Below are 15145 nucleotides of genomic sequence, written 5' to 3'. Positions count from 1 at the left end.
TTAAATCCGAACCAGCTCCCGCATGACCTGACGGGACTGTAGCCCATCTTCACCCAGGTGATGGCCCAGCAGAGTGCGCAGTAGCCGCTTCGACTCGGCTGCGATGTCGGGGGCCTCTAAGGCCGAGACCGCCTCTTCAATGGACTGGCCGGCTGCGGCCAGGGCCAACAGCGTTCTCCCCTGAACGTTACCGCTGGCTGAATCCAGACTGATTCCTGCCACGGGGCAGACCTGATAAAGGCCATCGGGCCGAACCTGATGGCCCGTTGCGGTCTCGCAATCAAAGTTGGGCGCATAGCCCATCTCACGCAGCAGATTGCACTCAAAGCGCCGAAGAATAGGCTCGGTCAACTCACGGCTTCGCTCATTGTCATCGCGGGCCAGCAGGCCCAGCGTGGCCAGATAATCGTCAAACAGGCCTGGGTGGGCATCGTCACGCGGAATCAATCGGACCATTAATTCATTCAGATAAAAGCCCGGCATGATGGCGGCACCACTGAGCTGGGCAAGCCCACCCACCCACTCGGCGCCAATCAAATTTCGCAGTTCAGACTTGCCCGACCAGCGCAGTTCTAAGGGCTGAAACGGCTGCAACAGCCCCCGAAGCGCCGAGCGCGGGCGCCGCGCACCGCGGGCCACCAAACCGAGCCGGCCATGATGGCGGGTAAAGACTTCAATAATCAGGCTGGTCTCACGCCAAGGCATGGTGTGCAACACCAGGCCCATATCACGCGCACTTGTCATTGATAGCCAAATGCCTGCACAGCGGCGGCGTCATCGGCCCAACCACCCTTGACCTTGACCCAGAGCTCCAGATGCACAGACCCATCAATCAGCTTGGCAATGTCTTGGCGGGCTTCTGTGCCGATACGTTTAATTCGCTCTCCCTTGTCACCAATCACCAGGGCTTTTTGAGAGGCCTTGGCGACCACAATGCTGGCAGAGATATCCGCATGCACACGGGCAGGATTGGACTTTGATGGCCCCTCAATGAATTGATCAATCACCACTGTGGCCTCGTAGGGGATCTCGTCGCCCAGCAGGCGAAATAATTTTTCACGAATGATTTCCGAAGCGAGAAACCGCACACTGCGATCCGAGATTTCATCTTCGGCAAACATGGGCTCACCCTCGGGGGCGAGTTTTTCAATCTCGTAAATGACCGCTTCGAGCTGGCTGCCCTTTTCCGCAGACACCGGCACCAAGGCGGCAAACCGCTGCATCGCGGCGAGTCGATCCCCCAGGGCATAGGCCGCCTGCCGTTCACGCTCGGTCTTTACGCGATCAGATTTATTAAGCACCGCAATGACGGGTAGTTTTTCTGGAATCAGGGCGAGTACTGCCTGGTCTTCTGCAGTCATGCCGGTGGCCTCAATGACCCAAAGCACCATGTCCACATCGCTCAAGGCCTGCACCGCAGTTTTATTCAGCGTGCGATTCAGCGCAGCGTTGTGGCGCTTTTGAATGCCGGGCGTATCCACGAACACAATCTGTAGCCCCGGCCGCGACAGCACACCTGTAATCCGATGTCGCGTGGTCTGTGCCTTGCGGGAAGTGATGCTCACCTTTTGCCCGACCCACTGATTGAGCAAGGTGGACTTGCCGACATTGGGCCTGCCAACAATCGCCACTACCGCACATCGATTGGTCATCGTGTCGCTGTCCGTTTATTTGCGCTGCTTGTCATCAAACACAAGCGGTGCCTGCGGTGGAGGCGCTGCCTTTTTGGCACGACGTGATTTTTTCGGAACACTGTCCGTTGCCGAGCGGGCCGCCGTAAGCGCCTGGGTCGCCGCCACCTGCTCTGCAGCCCGACGACTAGCGCCCGAACCCAAGACCGTGATCGAGAGCTTGGCAATCGCACACTCGACTTCAAAGACCTGGCTATGGGCCGCACCATGCGTGGCCACCACCGAATACACCGGCAATGGCAGACCAAGGCCCTGAAGAAATTCCTGAAGCAGTGTCTTGGCATCTTTGCCAAGCGTCTTGGGGTCGACCTGTTTCAGAATCGGTGCATAGAGGCTGTCGATCACGCGGGCCGCTTCAGGAAAACCGCCATCTAAAAAGATTGCGCCCAAGAGCGCTTCTAGTGCGTCAGCAAGAATGGATGGCCGGCGAAGGCCGCCGCTTTTCAGTTCACCTTCACCCAAATGCAGATACTGATGCAGCGCGAGTGTTTGCGCGATGTCATGCAGGGCCTGCTGACGGACCAGGTTTGATCGAACGCGAGACAAATCCCCTTCATCAAACTGTTTGAGCTGGCGATACAGTAGATGGCCCACAGCGCAGTTCAAGACGCTGTCGCCCAAGAACTCTAACCGCTCATTGTGGGAAGCGCTGTGGCTGCGATGGGTGAGCGCTAGTTTTAAAAGCGCCTGATCTTTGAACTGATAACCCAGGCGCTGCTCAAGTTCAGCAACGGGCGGGCGCACAAAGCCCGCGGCATTACCCGCCGCAGCGCTGACCGTTGACGATGATATGGCTGTATTACTCAAAGTTTCCCAATCGATCGAACTTGCCGCTCATGACCTCGCCTGCGTTGAACCAGACAAAAAAGGCACGACCCACCATATTGCGCTCGGGAACAAAGCCCCAGACCCGGCTATCGCTACTGTTGTCGCGATTGTCACCCATCATGAAGTAATGGTCTTGCGGCACCACACAACGCAGGCCCAGGCCCACGACCTGGCAGCTGTTCGGACCAGTTGAGGCCGGGAAAACACCCAGCACATTGCGGTCGTCGTCATTCAGGGTGCGATAGGTCTTGCCGCCGTACTTCTCTTCAAACTGAAGCGAGATCCGGCCCCCATCAAAAAAGGGCTCTAAGCCCCGAGTGGGGACGAGTTGGTCATTGACATAGAGCCGCTTGTTTTCATAGCGGATCACATCCCCAGGAACCCCAATCACCCGCTTGATGTAATCCACCGACTCATCAGGCGGGTAGCGAAAGACCGCCACATCTCCCCGCTGGGGCTTGCCGGTTTCAAGCACCTTGGTGTGCACGATGGGAAGCCGAATGCCATAAGAAAACTTATTCACCAGAATTAAGTCGCCCACGCGCAGGGTGGGAATCATGGACCCCGAAGGAATGCTAAAGGGCTCGGCCACAAAACTGCGCAGCACAAACACCGCGAAAATCACCGGGAAAAAACCCGCGGTGTATTCCAGCCAGAGCGGACGGGCCGCATCTGGCCCACGCTGTTTGCGCCAGACCAGCCGATCGACAAACCACAAGATGCCGGTTGCCACACACAGTAAAAAAATAATCAACGCAAAATTCATTTCTAGTCCTCGACCTTCAGAATGGCCAAGAAGGCATCCTGGGGAATTTCAACCGTACCGACCTGCTTCATCCGCTTTTTACCGGCCTTTTGTTTCTCCAACAACTTACGCTTACGCGAGATGTCGCCGCCGTAGCACTTGGCCAACACGTTTTTGCGCAGCGCCTTGATGTTTTCGCGGGCAATGATGTTGGCGCCAATAGCTGCCTGAATGGCCACGTCGTACATCTGCCGTGGAATAAGTTCGCGCAGCTTGGCTGCAAGCTCCCTGCCCTTGGGTGCAGCGCTAGCCCGGTGAACAATGACCGACAACGTGTCCACGCGATCACCGTTAATCAGCACATCCAGTTTGACCACATCAGAGGCACGGTACTCTTTAAATTCGTAATCCATCGAAGCGTAACCACGCGAGACCGACTTTAATTTGTCGAAGAAGTCGAGCACGATCTCGTTCATGGGAATTTCATAGGTGAGATTCACCTGACGGCCGTGATAGCTCATGGCAGTCTGCACACCACGCTTACCCGTGCACAGCGTGATCACGGCGCCAACATATTCCTGGGGCATAAAGAGCGTGACCGTGACAATGGGCTCACGGATTTCTTCAATCTTCGATGGCTCTGGCATCTTTGATGGGTTGTCCACATCAATCACGGTGCCATCGCGCATCAGCACCTGATAGACCACGGTGGGTGCCGTGGTGATGAGATCCATGTTGTATTCCCGCTCTAAGCGCTCTTGCACAATGTCCATGTGCAAAAGACCCAAAAAGCCGCAACGAAAACCAAAGCCCAGGGCCTGAGACACTTCGGGCTCGTACTGCAGTGATGAGTCGTTAAGCTTTAACTTATCCAGCGCATCACGCAGGGCTTCGTATTGATTGGACTCCACCGGATAAAGTCCGGCAAAGACCTGGGGCTTGATCTCTTTAAAGCCAGGCAGTGCTTTTGCTGCGGCGTGGCCCGCATGGGTAATCGTGTCACCCACCTTGGCGGCTTTTAATTCTTTAATGCCTGCAATGACAAAGCCGACTTCGCCTGCGCTAAGTTGATCCAGGTTTTTTGACTTCGGGGTAAACATGCCAACGTGTTCGACCGAATAGTTGGCCCCGGCCGCCATCAGCAAAATCTTGTCGCGGGGTTTGAGTGTGCCGTTGACCATGCGCACCAGCATGACCACCCCCACATAGTTATCAAACCAGCTGTCGATAATGAGTGCCTGCAGCGGCGCATTGGGGTCGCCTTTTGGTGGCGGCACCCGCGCAATCAGCATTTCCAGAATATCTTCCACACCCTGGCCCGTTTTGGCGCTGGCGCGCACGGCGTCATGGGCGTCAATACCGATCACGTCTTCAATCTCTTGAATCGCTTGATCGGGGTTGGCCGCGGGCAGGTCAATTTTATTAAGCACCGGCACGACTTCCACACCCAACTCAATGGCGGTGTAGCAGTTAGCCACGGTTTGGGCCTCGACACCCTGGGAAGCATCCACCACCAAGAGCGCGCCCTCGCAGGCCGACAGCGAGCGGCTGACTTCATAAGAGAAGTCAACGTGGCCCGGGGTGTCAATCAGGTTGAGCGAATAGACCTTGCCGTCGCGCGCTTTGTATTTCAGCGCGGCGGTCTGGGCCTTGATCGTGATGCCACGCTCGCGCTCAAGCGCCATGGAATCCAACACCTGGGATTCCATTTCGCGTTCAGACAAACCACCACAAATCTGAATGATACGATCTGCGAGCGTACTTTTACCGTGATCTATGTGGGCAATAATCGAAAAATTTCGGATGTTCTCCAAGACGCACCATGGAATTATTGTTATAAGTTTTGAACTGCACTTCGTTCATTTATTTTTTTGCGGGTGGCTTGGCCTGTGTGGGTCGCACCGGAATAAACAAGGCACCATCACCGCGACGGACCAACACCACCAAAGACTTCGACTGATCCAGCTTGCCAACCAGCTCGCCAAACTGCTTGGCCGTGCTGACATCCGTGTTGTTGACACTGATCAACACATCGCCCTGGCGGATGCCTGCCCGTGCGGCAGGGCCATCAGCGGCCTCGACCAGCACGCCACCCTTGATCTTCAGTTCATTGCGTTTGGCATCGGTCAAATCCGACACCGATAGACCCAGCCAGCTCGAAGCGACTTGAGCCGGTGCTGGCGTTGATTTTGCAGGCGCCTTGGCCAAGCGATCGGGTTCCATCTCGGCCACCGTGATGCTGAGGTCTTTGGTCTGGCCCTTGCGCCAGACTTGTGCGCTGACTTTTGCATTGGGCCGTGTGTTGCCCACAATGCGCGGAAGATCAGATGACTTTTCAATCACCTTGCCATCAAACCGCAGAATAATGTCGCCCGGCTCGATGCCGGCACGCTCTGCGGGACCCGAGGCCTCGACGCTACGCACCAAGGCACCCGAGGTGCGTGACAGCCCCAGGGCATCGGCAACTTCTTTGGTGACTTCACCAATACCAACACCAATTCGGCCACGGGTCACCCGGCCCTGTGTGCGAAGTTGATCCGCGACGCGATTGGCTTCATCAATAGGAATGGCAAACGAGATGCCCATGAAGCCGCCGGTGCGGCTGTAGATCTGCGAGTTAATGCCGATAACTTCGCCACGCATATTCAGTAGCGGACCGCCCGAGTTACCTGGGTTCACGGCGACATCAGTCTGGATAAACGGCAGATAGTCCCCGGTGTCACGGCCCTTGGCACTGACAATGCCGGCCGTCACGGTGTTTTCCAAGCCAAAAGGCGAACCGATCGCCAAGACCCACTCGCCCACCCGCAGCTTATTCGGGTCCCCCGCCTTTAAAGAAGGGAGATTGGTGGCCGGAATTTTGACCAAGGCCACATCGGTACGACGGTCAGAGCCAATCAGCCGCGCCTTGAATTCACGCTTATCTGCAAGCGTGACCAGAATTTCATCAGCGCCATCGACAACGTGGTGATTGGTCAGAATAAAACCATCAGAAGACACCACGAATCCGCTACCCACGCCACGTGGCACTTCTTCGGGGCCCTGGTTGCGTGGACCACCACGGGGCGCACCGCGGGGCGGAAAGAATCGACGAAAGAATTCGTAGAAGGGATCGTTTTCATCGAGTTCGGGAAACTGTGGCTGCTGGGCCTGCTGAACTTTGACTTTTTCGATCGTGCGGATGTTGACCACCGCAGGGCCAGCCGACTCCACCAGATCCGCAAAGTCAGGCAGACCCCGAACTGCAGCAGCGCTGGGCTGAGTACCCGGCTGCGCCAACACAGGCACAGAAATGAGCGGTGTGACCATCATTGCCGCGAACAACGTAGATACAAAACGGGACTTCATGGCTCTCATTTCCATTCGATAGTTTGGGCAAATTGATTTACGGCTTCGGGCGGAAGATCACCAATGACGGTGACCCAGGCGTTTTGAATCTCACGAGACAACATGGACAGCGCCCCCTTACGGCGGGCACGATCCGTGAGCGGCCCCGATGATTTCGGCTGAATAAACACAGATACAAAGGCGACACCATCGGAGAAGACATAGCGACGTGTCTCGATCGTGTCGTTTGATGCGTTTTGTGGCTTTTGATACACACCCACCAGATCAAAGCCCTTGAGTGTTTCGGGCTTGAACTTCAGTAGTGGCGGTGCGGCCAATGGGCTTAGCGATGCGTCGTGGGTTTCCCACTGCCGGGCCCCGGCAAACGATACGGCCACGCTTGCAGCAGAGGGCCGCGCATTGAGATTGAGTTCTGTAAAAGCGGCCTGCTCTACTGCACGGCCATCACTGCCAAGTTTTTGGCACTTCACCACCAGACCGCTGCGCTTATCTACCCAGAAGCGAATGGGCCAACGCGAGTCAAACTTCGGCTTGAGTTGATATTCCTGGGCATCGACATCGGCGATTCGCATGGAGCCGCCCTTGACCATGTCGTAGTTACGAACAATGCTGGCTGACTCGCCTACAAACATTGCAGGAAATGCCGCACGGGGTTGGCCGGTCTGATCGACCTTTACCAGCTGACGCTCGGCCATGTAAACGCGGGTCTCGGCCGGTGTTTTGATAATTTCACGCTGATGGCCTTCGAGCGACTGGACTTTGGTCACAGGCTGTCGCGAATCGATACGCTGCACAATCTTTGAGGTGTGCAGCACCGTGTCTTGCTGATGCACAAAGGTGCCGGTGAAAACGAGGCTGTTGCCTGCGGCCTGAATACGGTCAATGATGACCTTTGCCGACGTGGCATCCAACGGGTCGGCGGCCTGAACCCCAAAGCTGGCAAGACCCAACGACAGGCTAATCGCAAGCGCACCCCGCAGCATCATTACCGAACCTCGGCCGAAACAGGGCGAATGGACATGGACCCATGCGCGTCAAGAAGATCGCGCAGGCGCGGATCTTCGAGCATGACGGGGGTGGCCGGCTGATCAAGCTTGGCTGTCATGGCGGCACCGCCACCAAATTGGCCCGCAATCAGCCCAGTGATACCCGTCTGCTGCATCTGGGGGGCCACCGCGATCACCGCGACAAAGGCAATCGCCGCAGCAATTGCCGAACCGTAGACGAGCCGAGGCCGACGAGCCACTGGTTTTTTCACGGCAGTGGCGCGCGGGAAATGAATGGGTTCGAATTCCAACTGCTGGGCTATTTTGTTGGCCACTGAAGACTTGGTTGCAAGGGAGTTGCTGCGCATGACATCACCAATCAGATGCCAATCCTGCCAACGCTGCCGGCTTTCAGAGTCTTCCAGGATTTCTGCTGCCGACACACTGGCACTGGACTGCTCTGTTTCTCCGTCCATAAAAGAGGAGAGTTTTTCAAACTGACTCATGGTCTGGCTCCCTGAAACCAAGCGACTTGAACTGAAATTATTGTTATTGAATTCTTCATCACGGCTCTACCAACGTTTTCCTTCATTCGTTCCCAATAACGGCCGCAGCTGCTGCGCGATGGCCTCACGGGCACGGAAGATTCTTGACCGCACCGTACCGATCGGGCAATCCATCGCTGCGGCAATCTCTTCGTAGCTCAGGCCCTCAATTTCCCGCAGGGTGATTGCTGTACGCAGGTCCTCTGGCAGGGCCTCGATGGCCTTGTTCACGGTTTCGGCCACCTGGCGGCTGTGAAGCACCGCATCAGGCGTGTTGTTGTCCTCTACGACATCGGAAACATCAAAAGATTCCCCGTCCTCATCGCCTTGGAACTCGGAGATGGTCCGGGGCCGACGGCCCTGGGCCGCGAGGTAGTTTTTTGCCGTGTTAACGGCGATCCGGTAGAGCCAGGTGTAAAAGGCACTGTCTCCACGGAATTGGGGCAGGGCCCGGTAAGCCTTGATAAAGGCCTCTTGGGCGACTTCCTCGGCCTCGGCAGGGTCTCGGACCAGCCGGGAAATCAGCCGAAGGACCCGGCGTTCATACTTGACGACCAGCAACTCAAAGGCACGCTGATCGCCGTTTTGAACCCGCTCGACCAGCTGGGCGTCGGCCTCTTTCTGATTGATCACCCTTTACGCCACCCTGCCCTGGTCGCCTTAAATGCGGCGAAAGACCACAGTGCCGTTGGTGCCCCCAAAGCCAAAGTTGTTCTTCACAGCCACATCGATCTTCAGATCACGGGCGGTATTGGCGCAGTAATCCAGATCGCACTCTGGATCTTGGTTAAAGATGTTGATGGTGGGCGGGCTCTTCTGATGGTGCAGGGCCAAGACCGTGAAAACGGACTCCAGGCCGCCAGCACCACCCAGAAGATGGCCGGTCATCGACTTGGTCGAGTTCACCACGATTTTTTTGGCCTGCTCACCCAGGGCTGCCTTGATCGCCTCGGTCTCGTTTTTATCGCCCAGAGGGGTGGATGTGCCGTGGGCGTTGACATAGTTCACCTGATCGGCCGAGATGCCCGCATCTTTCAGGGCATTGACCATGCAACGGCGCGGGCCGTCCATGTTCGGTGCGGTCATGTGGAAGGCATCCCCAGACATGCCAAAACCAGACAACTCACAGTAGATCTTGGCACCACGCGCCTTGGCGTGTTCGTATTCTTCTAGCATGAGGACGCCCGCGCCCTCGCCCAGCACAAAGCCATCGCGGTCTTTGTCCCACGGCCGGGATGCGGTCGCTGGGTCGTCGTTACGGGTAGAAAGTGCCCGCGCCGCTGCGAACCCACCAATGCCCAGCGGGGAAATGGTGGACTCGGCACCGCCCGCCAACATGGCATCGGCATCGCCGTATTGGATCAGGCGCATGGCCAGACCAATGCTGTGCAGGCCTGTGGTGCAGGCGGTTACCGCAGCGATATTGGGGCCCTTTAGGTTGCGCAGAATGCTGATGTGGCCAGAGATCATGTTGATGATCGAGCCTGGCACAAAAAATGGGGAGATGCGGCGGGCACCGCGGTTGGTGTATTCCGCATGGGTCTCTTCGATCAGCGGCAGGCCCCCAATTCCGGACCCCACAAAGGCGCCGATCCGCTCTGCATTGGCTTCGGTGACCTGCAGGCCAGAGTCGTCCAGGGCTTGAAGACCAGCGGCAATGCCGTAATGGATAAAGGTATCCATGTGCCGCGCCTCTTTGGCGGGCAGATAGTCTTCAATATTGAAATCTTTAACCTCGCCGGCAAAGTGAACCGGCAGGCTGGAGTGGTCGAATTTGGTGACAGTGGCGATGCCGGACTTTCCGGCAAGAACCTGCTGCCACGCGGCCTGGATGCTATTTCCCACTGGGGAGACGCACCCAAGGCCGGTAACCACTACACGGCGCCGACCCGCGGCGCCCAGAGAGGAAGGACCGCTCATCGGCAAGAGACTTTCTTACTTTTTCAGGTGGGTCGTGACGTAGTCGATCGCCTGCTGGACCGTGGTGATCTTTTCGGCTTCTTCGTCAGGGATTTCACAGCCGAAGGCATCTTCTAAGGCCATTACGAGTTCGACGGTGTCGAGAGAGTCAGCGCCCAGGTCGTCTACAAACTTGGACTCGTTTTTGACGTCTTCGATCTTGACGCCAAGTTGTTCCGAAACGATACCAATAACGCGCTTTTGAATGTCTTCCATGAACCTCTTCCTAAAGGATAAAACGGTGGTCGAATTGTATCAGGACATCACCATGCCGCCGTTGACCGACAGGGTAATTCCGGTAATGTAAGAAGCGCCCTCTGAGCACAAAAAGGCGACAGATGCCGCCACATCGTGGGGAGTTCCAAGACGTTGGGCGGGAATTTGTGCGGTCAGGCTCTTGATCTGGTCTTCTGACAGGGCCTTGGTCATGTCGGTGTCAATAAAGCCCGGCGCCACGGCATTGACGGTGATCCCACGGCTAGCCACCTCGCGGGCTAGCGCCCGGCTCATGCCGGCCACGCCGGCCTTGGCCGCCGCATAGTTCACCTGCCCAGGGTTGCCCGACTGGCCCACCACCGAGGTGATATTCACGATCCGGCCCCAGCGGGCCTTCATCATGGGCCGCAGCACGCCGCGGGAGAGCCGAAACACCGCCGAGAGATTGGTTTGAATGACCGCGTCCCATTCTTCGTCCTTCATACGCATGGCCAGGTTGTCGCGGGTGATACCGGCGTTATTGACCAAAATGCCGATGCCACCAAACTTGGCGGAAATATCTTCTAAGAGTGCATCGCAGGCAGCGGCATCGTTGACCTGCAGCACCCGGCCCTCGCCCTTGATGCCGGCGGCAGCCAAGTCAGCAGAGATCTTGGCGGCGCCCTCTTCCGAGGTGGCCGTGCCAATCACGGTATGGCCCTGGGCGCCCAGCGCCTGGGCAATCGCCTGGCCAATGCCACGGGTGGCACCGGTGACCAGGGCCACGCGGGTTTCTAAAGAGGGGGTCTGTGTCATGGGGGCTCCTTATGACTGGGAAGCAATGCCCGCCAGCGCAGCGTCTAAGCTAGCCTGGTCATTGATCGCAAAGGTAGTGATGGCCGGCGCGATCCGCTTGATAAGCCCGCACAGGACTTTGCCCGGGCCACACTCGATGATGGTGGTCACGCCATTTTTCTCTAAAGACTGGATGACTTCCACCCAGCGAACAGGGCTCATGGCCTGCCGTGAAAGTGCGTCTTGGATTCGTACCGAGTCGGTTTCAATGGCGACATCGACGTTGTTCACGACTGAAATTTTTGGGGCAGAAAGCGCCATGCCAGAGAGATACCCGCGCAAGGCTTGCGCGGCTGGCGCCAACAGACTGGAATGAAATGGTGCGGACACAGGAAGTGGAAGCGCACGCTTGGCGCCACGCTCTTTCACCAGCGCACAGACACGGTCCACTGCTTCTTTGTGACCGGCCACAACGGTTTGATCAGGCGCATTAAAGTTCACCGCCTCGACTACCTGGCCCTGGGCCGCATCGGCACAAGCTGCAATCACTTGGGCAGAGTCCATTCCCAGAATTGCCGCCATGCCGCCCACGCCAACCGGCACGGCCGATTGCATCTGCTCGGCACGAAAACGCACGGCCTTGGTGGCATCGGCCAAGGAAAAAACACCTGCTGCCGTTAACGCAGAATACTCACCCAAGCTGTGGCCAGCCGCCCATGTGGGCGTGGCGCCACCGGCAGCCAGCCATGCGCGATAAAACGCAATGGAACTGGCCAGCATGACGGGCTGTGTGTTCACCGTTAAGTTAAGCGCTTCTGCGGGGCCGTCGTGAATCAGGGCCGACAAGTCTTGGCCAAGGGCGTCGGACGCTTCTTGCATGGCAGCTGCCACTGCGGTGTTACCTGCAAAGCCAGCGAGCATGCCCACTGTCTGTGAGCCCTGCCCGGGAAAAACAAATGCGAGATTTTTCATGGTCTTAGTGATGGTAAAAATTACATCTGCGCCAATACTGCGCCCCAGGTGAAGCCACCGCCTACGCCCTGTAGCATGATGCGTTGACCTGATTTGATGCGGCCATCGCGTACCGCGACATCAAGTGCAATCGGCACCGATGCCGCCGAGGTGTTCGCCTGCTGATCTACCGTGACCACCACTTTGGATTCATCAATGCCAAGGCGTTTCGCTGTGGCTTGCAGAATTCGGATATTGGCCTGATGCGGAATGAGCCAATCGATATCGCTCACCTGCATGCCAACGTCGTCTAAAACTTCACGGGCCACGCTCTCTAAGACTTGCACTGCCAGCTTAAATACCGCCTGACCGTCCATGGTTAAAAACGGGTGGCCACTAATCTGGCCGTTGTAAATCATGCCCGGCGTGCGCAGGATGTTTTCGTATTCACCACGGGCATGCAGCCGGTGGCCCAAAATGCCGGGGCTTGAATCTGCCTTAAGTACCACCGCACCCGCGCCATCACCAAACAACACACAGGTGGTGCGATCCGACCAATCCATGATGCGCGAAAACACTTCGGCACCAATCACCAAGGCGTTTTTGGCCTTGCCTGCCTTGATATACAAATCAGCAGTCGACATCGCATAGACAAACCCACTGCAGACGGCCTGCACATCAAAGGCAGGCGAACCCGAGATGCCCAGCTTCTTTTGCACCAGACAAGCCGTCGAAGGGAAAATCATGTCGGGCGTTGAGGTCGCCACAATCACAAGATCAACATCTGCCGGCGCAATGCCAGCAGCTGCCAAGGCTTTTGCGCCCGCCTCGGCCGCGAGATCACTGCTATTGACATCGTCTGCAGCGATATGCCGCTGGGCAATGCCCGTGCGCTCACGAATCCATTCGTCAGAGGTTTCAATGCCCGACTGGGCAAGGCGTTTGGCCAGCTCGGCATTGGTCACAGGTGCGCCGGGTAGTGCCCGGCCAGTGCCCACTATTTTTGAAAAGATTTCCATAATCCGCTCAGTCTACAACGCCCGCGCGAAGGCTTTCCGCAACCTAGCTGGAAACAGTGTCCGATGCGGTGCCACGCATGGTGTCAGGCACGGTGTCTGACACCATGCCTGAGGTGTCTGACACCGAGGCAGGCACCGAAGCGCCGGCTGTGGTGGAGAGCCGCTGCGCGATGTCTTTGTGAGATTGCTCTAACGCCTGGGCGATTTTTTCATTTAAGCCATGGGAAGCCGCATTAGCCGCACGATGCAGGGCATGCCGGAAAGCAACCGCATCCGCCGAACCGTGACTTTTGATAACAATACCGCGCAGACCCAAAAGCGATGCGCCGTTGTAGCGACGATGATCCACCCGGCGCGAAAAACGCTTCAGCACCGGCGAGGCAATCATGGCCATGACCTTGGTCCAAATTGTTCGTGTGAATTCTTCTTTAATAAAGCTGCGCAACATCTGGGCAAGGCCTTCGGAAGTCTTCAACGCCACATTGCCAACAAAGCCATCACAGACAATCACATCGGTGGTGCCTTTGAAGATATCGTCGCCCTCGACATTACCGTAAAAATTCAGATGGCTAGCACGCAACATTTCACCGGCGAGCTTGACGGTGTCGTTGCCCTTGATGACTTCTTCGCCAACATTCAGCAAACCAACCGAGGGCCGCTCTTTGCAGTCAATCACTGACACCAAGGCCGACCCCATGAGCGCAAACTGCAGCAGATGATCTGCACTGCAATCCACATTGGCCCCCAGATCCAGCATGGTGGTGACACCGCCAGTGCGATTCGGTAGCGCGGTGGCAATCGCCGGGCGATCAATACCCTCGATCGTTTTTAAAACGTAGCGGGCGATCGCCATTAAGGCACCCGTGTTGCCGGCACTAATGGCGGCCTGGGCACGGCCCTCTTTCACGGCTTCGATAGCAAGCCGCATGGAGGAGCGGCGCTTATTCCGAAGCGCAATGGCCGGTGGATCATCCATGGCCACCACTTCGTCGGCGGCCAGAATTTCAATCCGGCTGCGAAGACTCGCCGAGACGGATTGGGCCGCGAGGGCCTGTGAGACTTGGGGCTCTAAACCAACCAATAGGACCCTGTTTTCTGGGCTTTCACCCAGAAAAGCAAGGACCGCTGGAATTGTGGTCGGTAGACCGTGGTCGCCGCCCATGCAATCGACGGCAACGCAGACCCCCTGGGAAGTCAAATCAGGCAACGTCTTTCGTTTTGACGACTTTCTTGCCGCGATAGTAGCCAGACGGGCTGATGTGGTGACGCAGATGGACTTCGCCCGTGGTGGGTTCAACCGCAGTTGGCGGGTTGGTCAGGAAATCGTGGGCACGATGCATGCCGCGCTTAGACGGCGACTTCTTATTTTGTTGGACAGCCATGTTGGGACTCCGGAAAACCTTGAATTATAAGACATTTTTGGGTTTTAGCGTTTCTTCAGCAGGTCTTTAAGCCCCAAAAACGGCCGAACCACCTCGGGCTCGGCCGACTCTGGCGCAGACGCCAGACCACGGGACACGGCGTCCCCGCTATCCCCGGGGCCGGCCAGCTCTGCCGGCAACTTACAACCATCGTGCTTGGGTGCCATCGGCAAATTCAGCAAAAGCTCGTCCTCGACCAGCTTGGCGATCGTCATCTCATCTTCCGGGGACAGGTAGTCCACCAGCTCAATATCGGGATCCGCCTCGAGTTCCGCCTCTTCCAGTCGCAAGGACTGGGCATCGGCCTGGGCGGCAGACTCGCAGAATTCAAAACCGCGCCGCGTTGAAAGGCTCAAATGAACGGGGGTCAGGCAGCGCTCGCAGGTGCAGACCAGGCCCGCCTGAACCGTCAACCACCAGCGCCTGCGGCGGCGGCCAGGACCGGGCACCTTGGCGTCGGGAGCAAAGGCCCAAGACACCGGGCCATCCACGCCAAGCACCTCATTTTCAAGCCGGGGGAGTGCCGATAGGCCAAGCGCCCCTTTGGCAGGTAAGCGGCCAAGGCTAAGTGCTTTTTCCAAGACCGGGGCGCTCAGATGCAGATCGACCCGAAAATTCGTCTCGGGCGTGTGTTCAGATTTGGGACTCATAATGCGCAAACC

At 57.2% G+C, this 15145-nt stretch carries 16 protein-coding genes and 1 pseudogene; all 17 read right to left on the bottom strand.

Going from position 1 to position 15145, the window contains the following annotated elements; all coding sequences use genetic code 11:
• The 17 genes and pseudogenes from recO to AOB54_04455 all read right to left on the bottom strand — a co-directional run bounded on the left by recO (position 1) and on the right by AOB54_04455 (position 15133).
• Positions 1-744 (bottom strand): DNA repair protein RecO, encoded by a 744-nt coding sequence (gene recO, locus AOB54_04535; GenBank protein WVN42644.1) that lies wholly within the window; start codon positions 742-744, stop codon positions 1-3.
• Positions 741-1652, bottom strand: coding sequence for a GTPase Era (gene era, locus AOB54_04530; protein WVN42643.1), 912 nt, complete (start codon positions 1650-1652; stop codon positions 741-743). Before era ends, recO begins: the two co-directional genes overlap by 4 nt.
• 66 nt (positions 1653-1718) lie before the next feature.
• Positions 1719-2435: pseudogene (rnc, locus tag AOB54_04525) on the bottom strand (ribonuclease III).
• A 55-nt stretch (positions 2436-2490) separates the two neighbouring features.
• Positions 2491-3285 (bottom strand): signal peptidase I, encoded by a 795-nt coding sequence (gene lepB, locus AOB54_04520; GenBank protein WVN42642.1) that lies wholly within the window; start codon positions 3283-3285, stop codon positions 2491-2493.
• A gap of 2 nt (positions 3286-3287) precedes the next feature.
• Positions 3288-5078 carry a translation elongation factor 4 gene (gene lepA / locus AOB54_04515; GenBank protein ID WVN42641.1) on the bottom strand — a complete coding sequence of 597 codons (1791 nt, stop codon included), beginning with the start codon at positions 5076-5078 and terminating at the stop codon, positions 3288-3290.
• 49 nt (positions 5079-5127) lie between these two features.
• Positions 5128-6621 (bottom strand): DegQ family serine endoprotease, encoded by a 1494-nt coding sequence (locus tag AOB54_04510; protein ID WVN42640.1) that lies wholly within the window; start codon positions 6619-6621, stop codon positions 5128-5130.
• Complete coding sequence (locus AOB54_04505) at positions 6618-7598, bottom strand: MucB/RseB C-terminal domain-containing protein (protein WVN42639.1); 981 nt, start codon at positions 7596-7598, stop codon at positions 6618-6620. Before AOB54_04505 ends, AOB54_04510 begins: the two co-directional genes overlap by 4 nt.
• The gene (locus AOB54_04500) at positions 7598-8104 is read right to left on the bottom strand and encodes an RseA family anti-sigma factor (GenBank protein ID WVN42638.1); all 507 of its coding nucleotides are present in this window, start codon (positions 8102-8104) and stop codon (positions 7598-7600) included. The genes AOB54_04505 and AOB54_04500 overlap by 1 nt, the downstream gene beginning before the upstream one ends.
• A gap of 66 nt (positions 8105-8170) precedes the next feature.
• The gene (gene rpoE / locus AOB54_04495) at positions 8171-8773 is read right to left on the bottom strand and encodes an RNA polymerase sigma factor RpoE (GenBank protein WVN42763.1); all 603 of its coding nucleotides are present in this window, start codon (positions 8771-8773) and stop codon (positions 8171-8173) included.
• Positions 8774-8803: 30 nt separating this feature from the next.
• The gene (gene fabF, locus AOB54_04490; GenBank protein ID WVN42637.1) at positions 8804-10063 is read right to left on the bottom strand and encodes a beta-ketoacyl-ACP synthase II; all 1260 of its coding nucleotides are present in this window, start codon (positions 10061-10063) and stop codon (positions 8804-8806) included.
• Between the two features lie 15 nt (positions 10064-10078).
• Positions 10079-10318: an acyl carrier protein gene (gene acpP, locus AOB54_04485; GenBank protein WVN42636.1), complete on the bottom strand. Its 240-nt coding sequence runs from the start codon at positions 10316-10318 to the stop codon at positions 10079-10081.
• Positions 10319-10357: 39 nt separating this feature from the next.
• Positions 10358-11113, bottom strand: coding sequence for a 3-oxoacyl-ACP reductase FabG (gene fabG / locus AOB54_04480; protein ID WVN42635.1), 756 nt, complete (start codon positions 11111-11113; stop codon positions 10358-10360).
• Positions 11114-11122: 9 nt separating this feature from the next.
• Positions 11123-12064 carry an ACP S-malonyltransferase gene (fabD, locus tag AOB54_04475; protein WVN42634.1) on the bottom strand — a complete coding sequence of 314 codons (942 nt, stop codon included), beginning with the start codon at positions 12062-12064 and terminating at the stop codon, positions 11123-11125.
• Between the two features lie 20 nt (positions 12065-12084).
• Complete coding sequence (locus AOB54_04470) at positions 12085-13062, bottom strand: beta-ketoacyl-ACP synthase III (protein WVN42633.1); 978 nt, start codon at positions 13060-13062, stop codon at positions 12085-12087.
• A gap of 43 nt (positions 13063-13105) precedes the next feature.
• The gene (gene plsX, locus AOB54_04465) at positions 13106-14260 is read right to left on the bottom strand and encodes a phosphate acyltransferase PlsX (GenBank protein WVN42762.1); all 1155 of its coding nucleotides are present in this window, start codon (positions 14258-14260) and stop codon (positions 13106-13108) included.
• 1 nt (position 14261) lies between these two features.
• The gene (rpmF, locus tag AOB54_04460) at positions 14262-14444 is read right to left on the bottom strand and encodes a 50S ribosomal protein L32 (GenBank protein WVN42632.1); all 183 of its coding nucleotides are present in this window, start codon (positions 14442-14444) and stop codon (positions 14262-14264) included.
• 44 nt (positions 14445-14488) lie between these two features.
• Positions 14489-15133, bottom strand: coding sequence for a YceD family protein (locus AOB54_04455; GenBank protein WVN42631.1), 645 nt, complete (start codon positions 15131-15133; stop codon positions 14489-14491).
• Positions 15134-15145 lie beyond the last annotated feature (12 nt).

Source organism: beta proteobacterium MWH-UniP1, from assembly GCA_036362785.1.
Taxonomy (GTDB): Bacteria; Pseudomonadota; Gammaproteobacteria; order Burkholderiales; family Burkholderiaceae_A; genus Lacustribacter.
This window is presented reverse-complemented; position numbering and strand designations above follow the sequence as displayed.

Bases quoted from the DNA above. Each gene is read 5' to 3' on its own strand.
- rpmF (WVN42632.1), bottom strand. From the start codon at position 14,444: ATGGCTGTCCAACAAAATAAGAAGTCGCCGTCTAAGCGCGGCATGCAT.
- AOB54_04455 (WVN42631.1), bottom strand. From the start codon at position 15,133: ATGAGTCCCAAATCTGAACACACGCCCGAGACGAATTTTCGGGTCGAT.
- acpP (WVN42636.1), bottom strand. From the start codon at position 10,318: ATGGAAGACATTCAAAAGCGCGTTATTGGTATCGTTTCGGAACAACTT.
- lepB (WVN42642.1), bottom strand. From the start codon at position 3,285: ATGAATTTTGCGTTGATTATTTTTTTACTGTGTGTGGCAACCGGCATC.
- fabG (WVN42635.1), bottom strand. From the start codon at position 11,113: ATGACACAGACCCCCTCTTTAGAAACCCGCGTGGCCCTGGTCACCGGT.
- recO (WVN42644.1), bottom strand. From the start codon at position 744: ATGACAAGTGCGCGTGATATGGGCCTGGTGTTGCACACCATGCCTTGG.
- AOB54_04510 (WVN42640.1), bottom strand. From the start codon at position 6,621: ATGAGAGCCATGAAGTCCCGTTTTGTATCTACGTTGTTCGCGGCAATG.
- AOB54_04500 (WVN42638.1), bottom strand. From the start codon at position 8,104: ATGAGTCAGTTTGAAAAACTCTCCTCTTTTATGGACGGAGAAACAGAG.
- fabD (WVN42634.1), bottom strand. From the start codon at position 12,064: ATGAAAAATCTCGCATTTGTTTTTCCCGGGCAGGGCTCACAGACAGTG.
- fabF (WVN42637.1), bottom strand. From the start codon at position 10,063: ATGAGCGGTCCTTCCTCTCTGGGCGCCGCGGGTCGGCGCCGTGTAGTG.
- era (WVN42643.1), bottom strand. From the start codon at position 1,652: ATGACCAATCGATGTGCGGTAGTGGCGATTGTTGGCAGGCCCAATGTC.
- AOB54_04470 (WVN42633.1), bottom strand. From the start codon at position 13,062: ATGGAAATCTTTTCAAAAATAGTGGGCACTGGCCGGGCACTACCCGGC.
- AOB54_04505 (WVN42639.1), bottom strand. From the start codon at position 7,598: ATGATGCTGCGGGGTGCGCTTGCGATTAGCCTGTCGTTGGGTCTTGCC.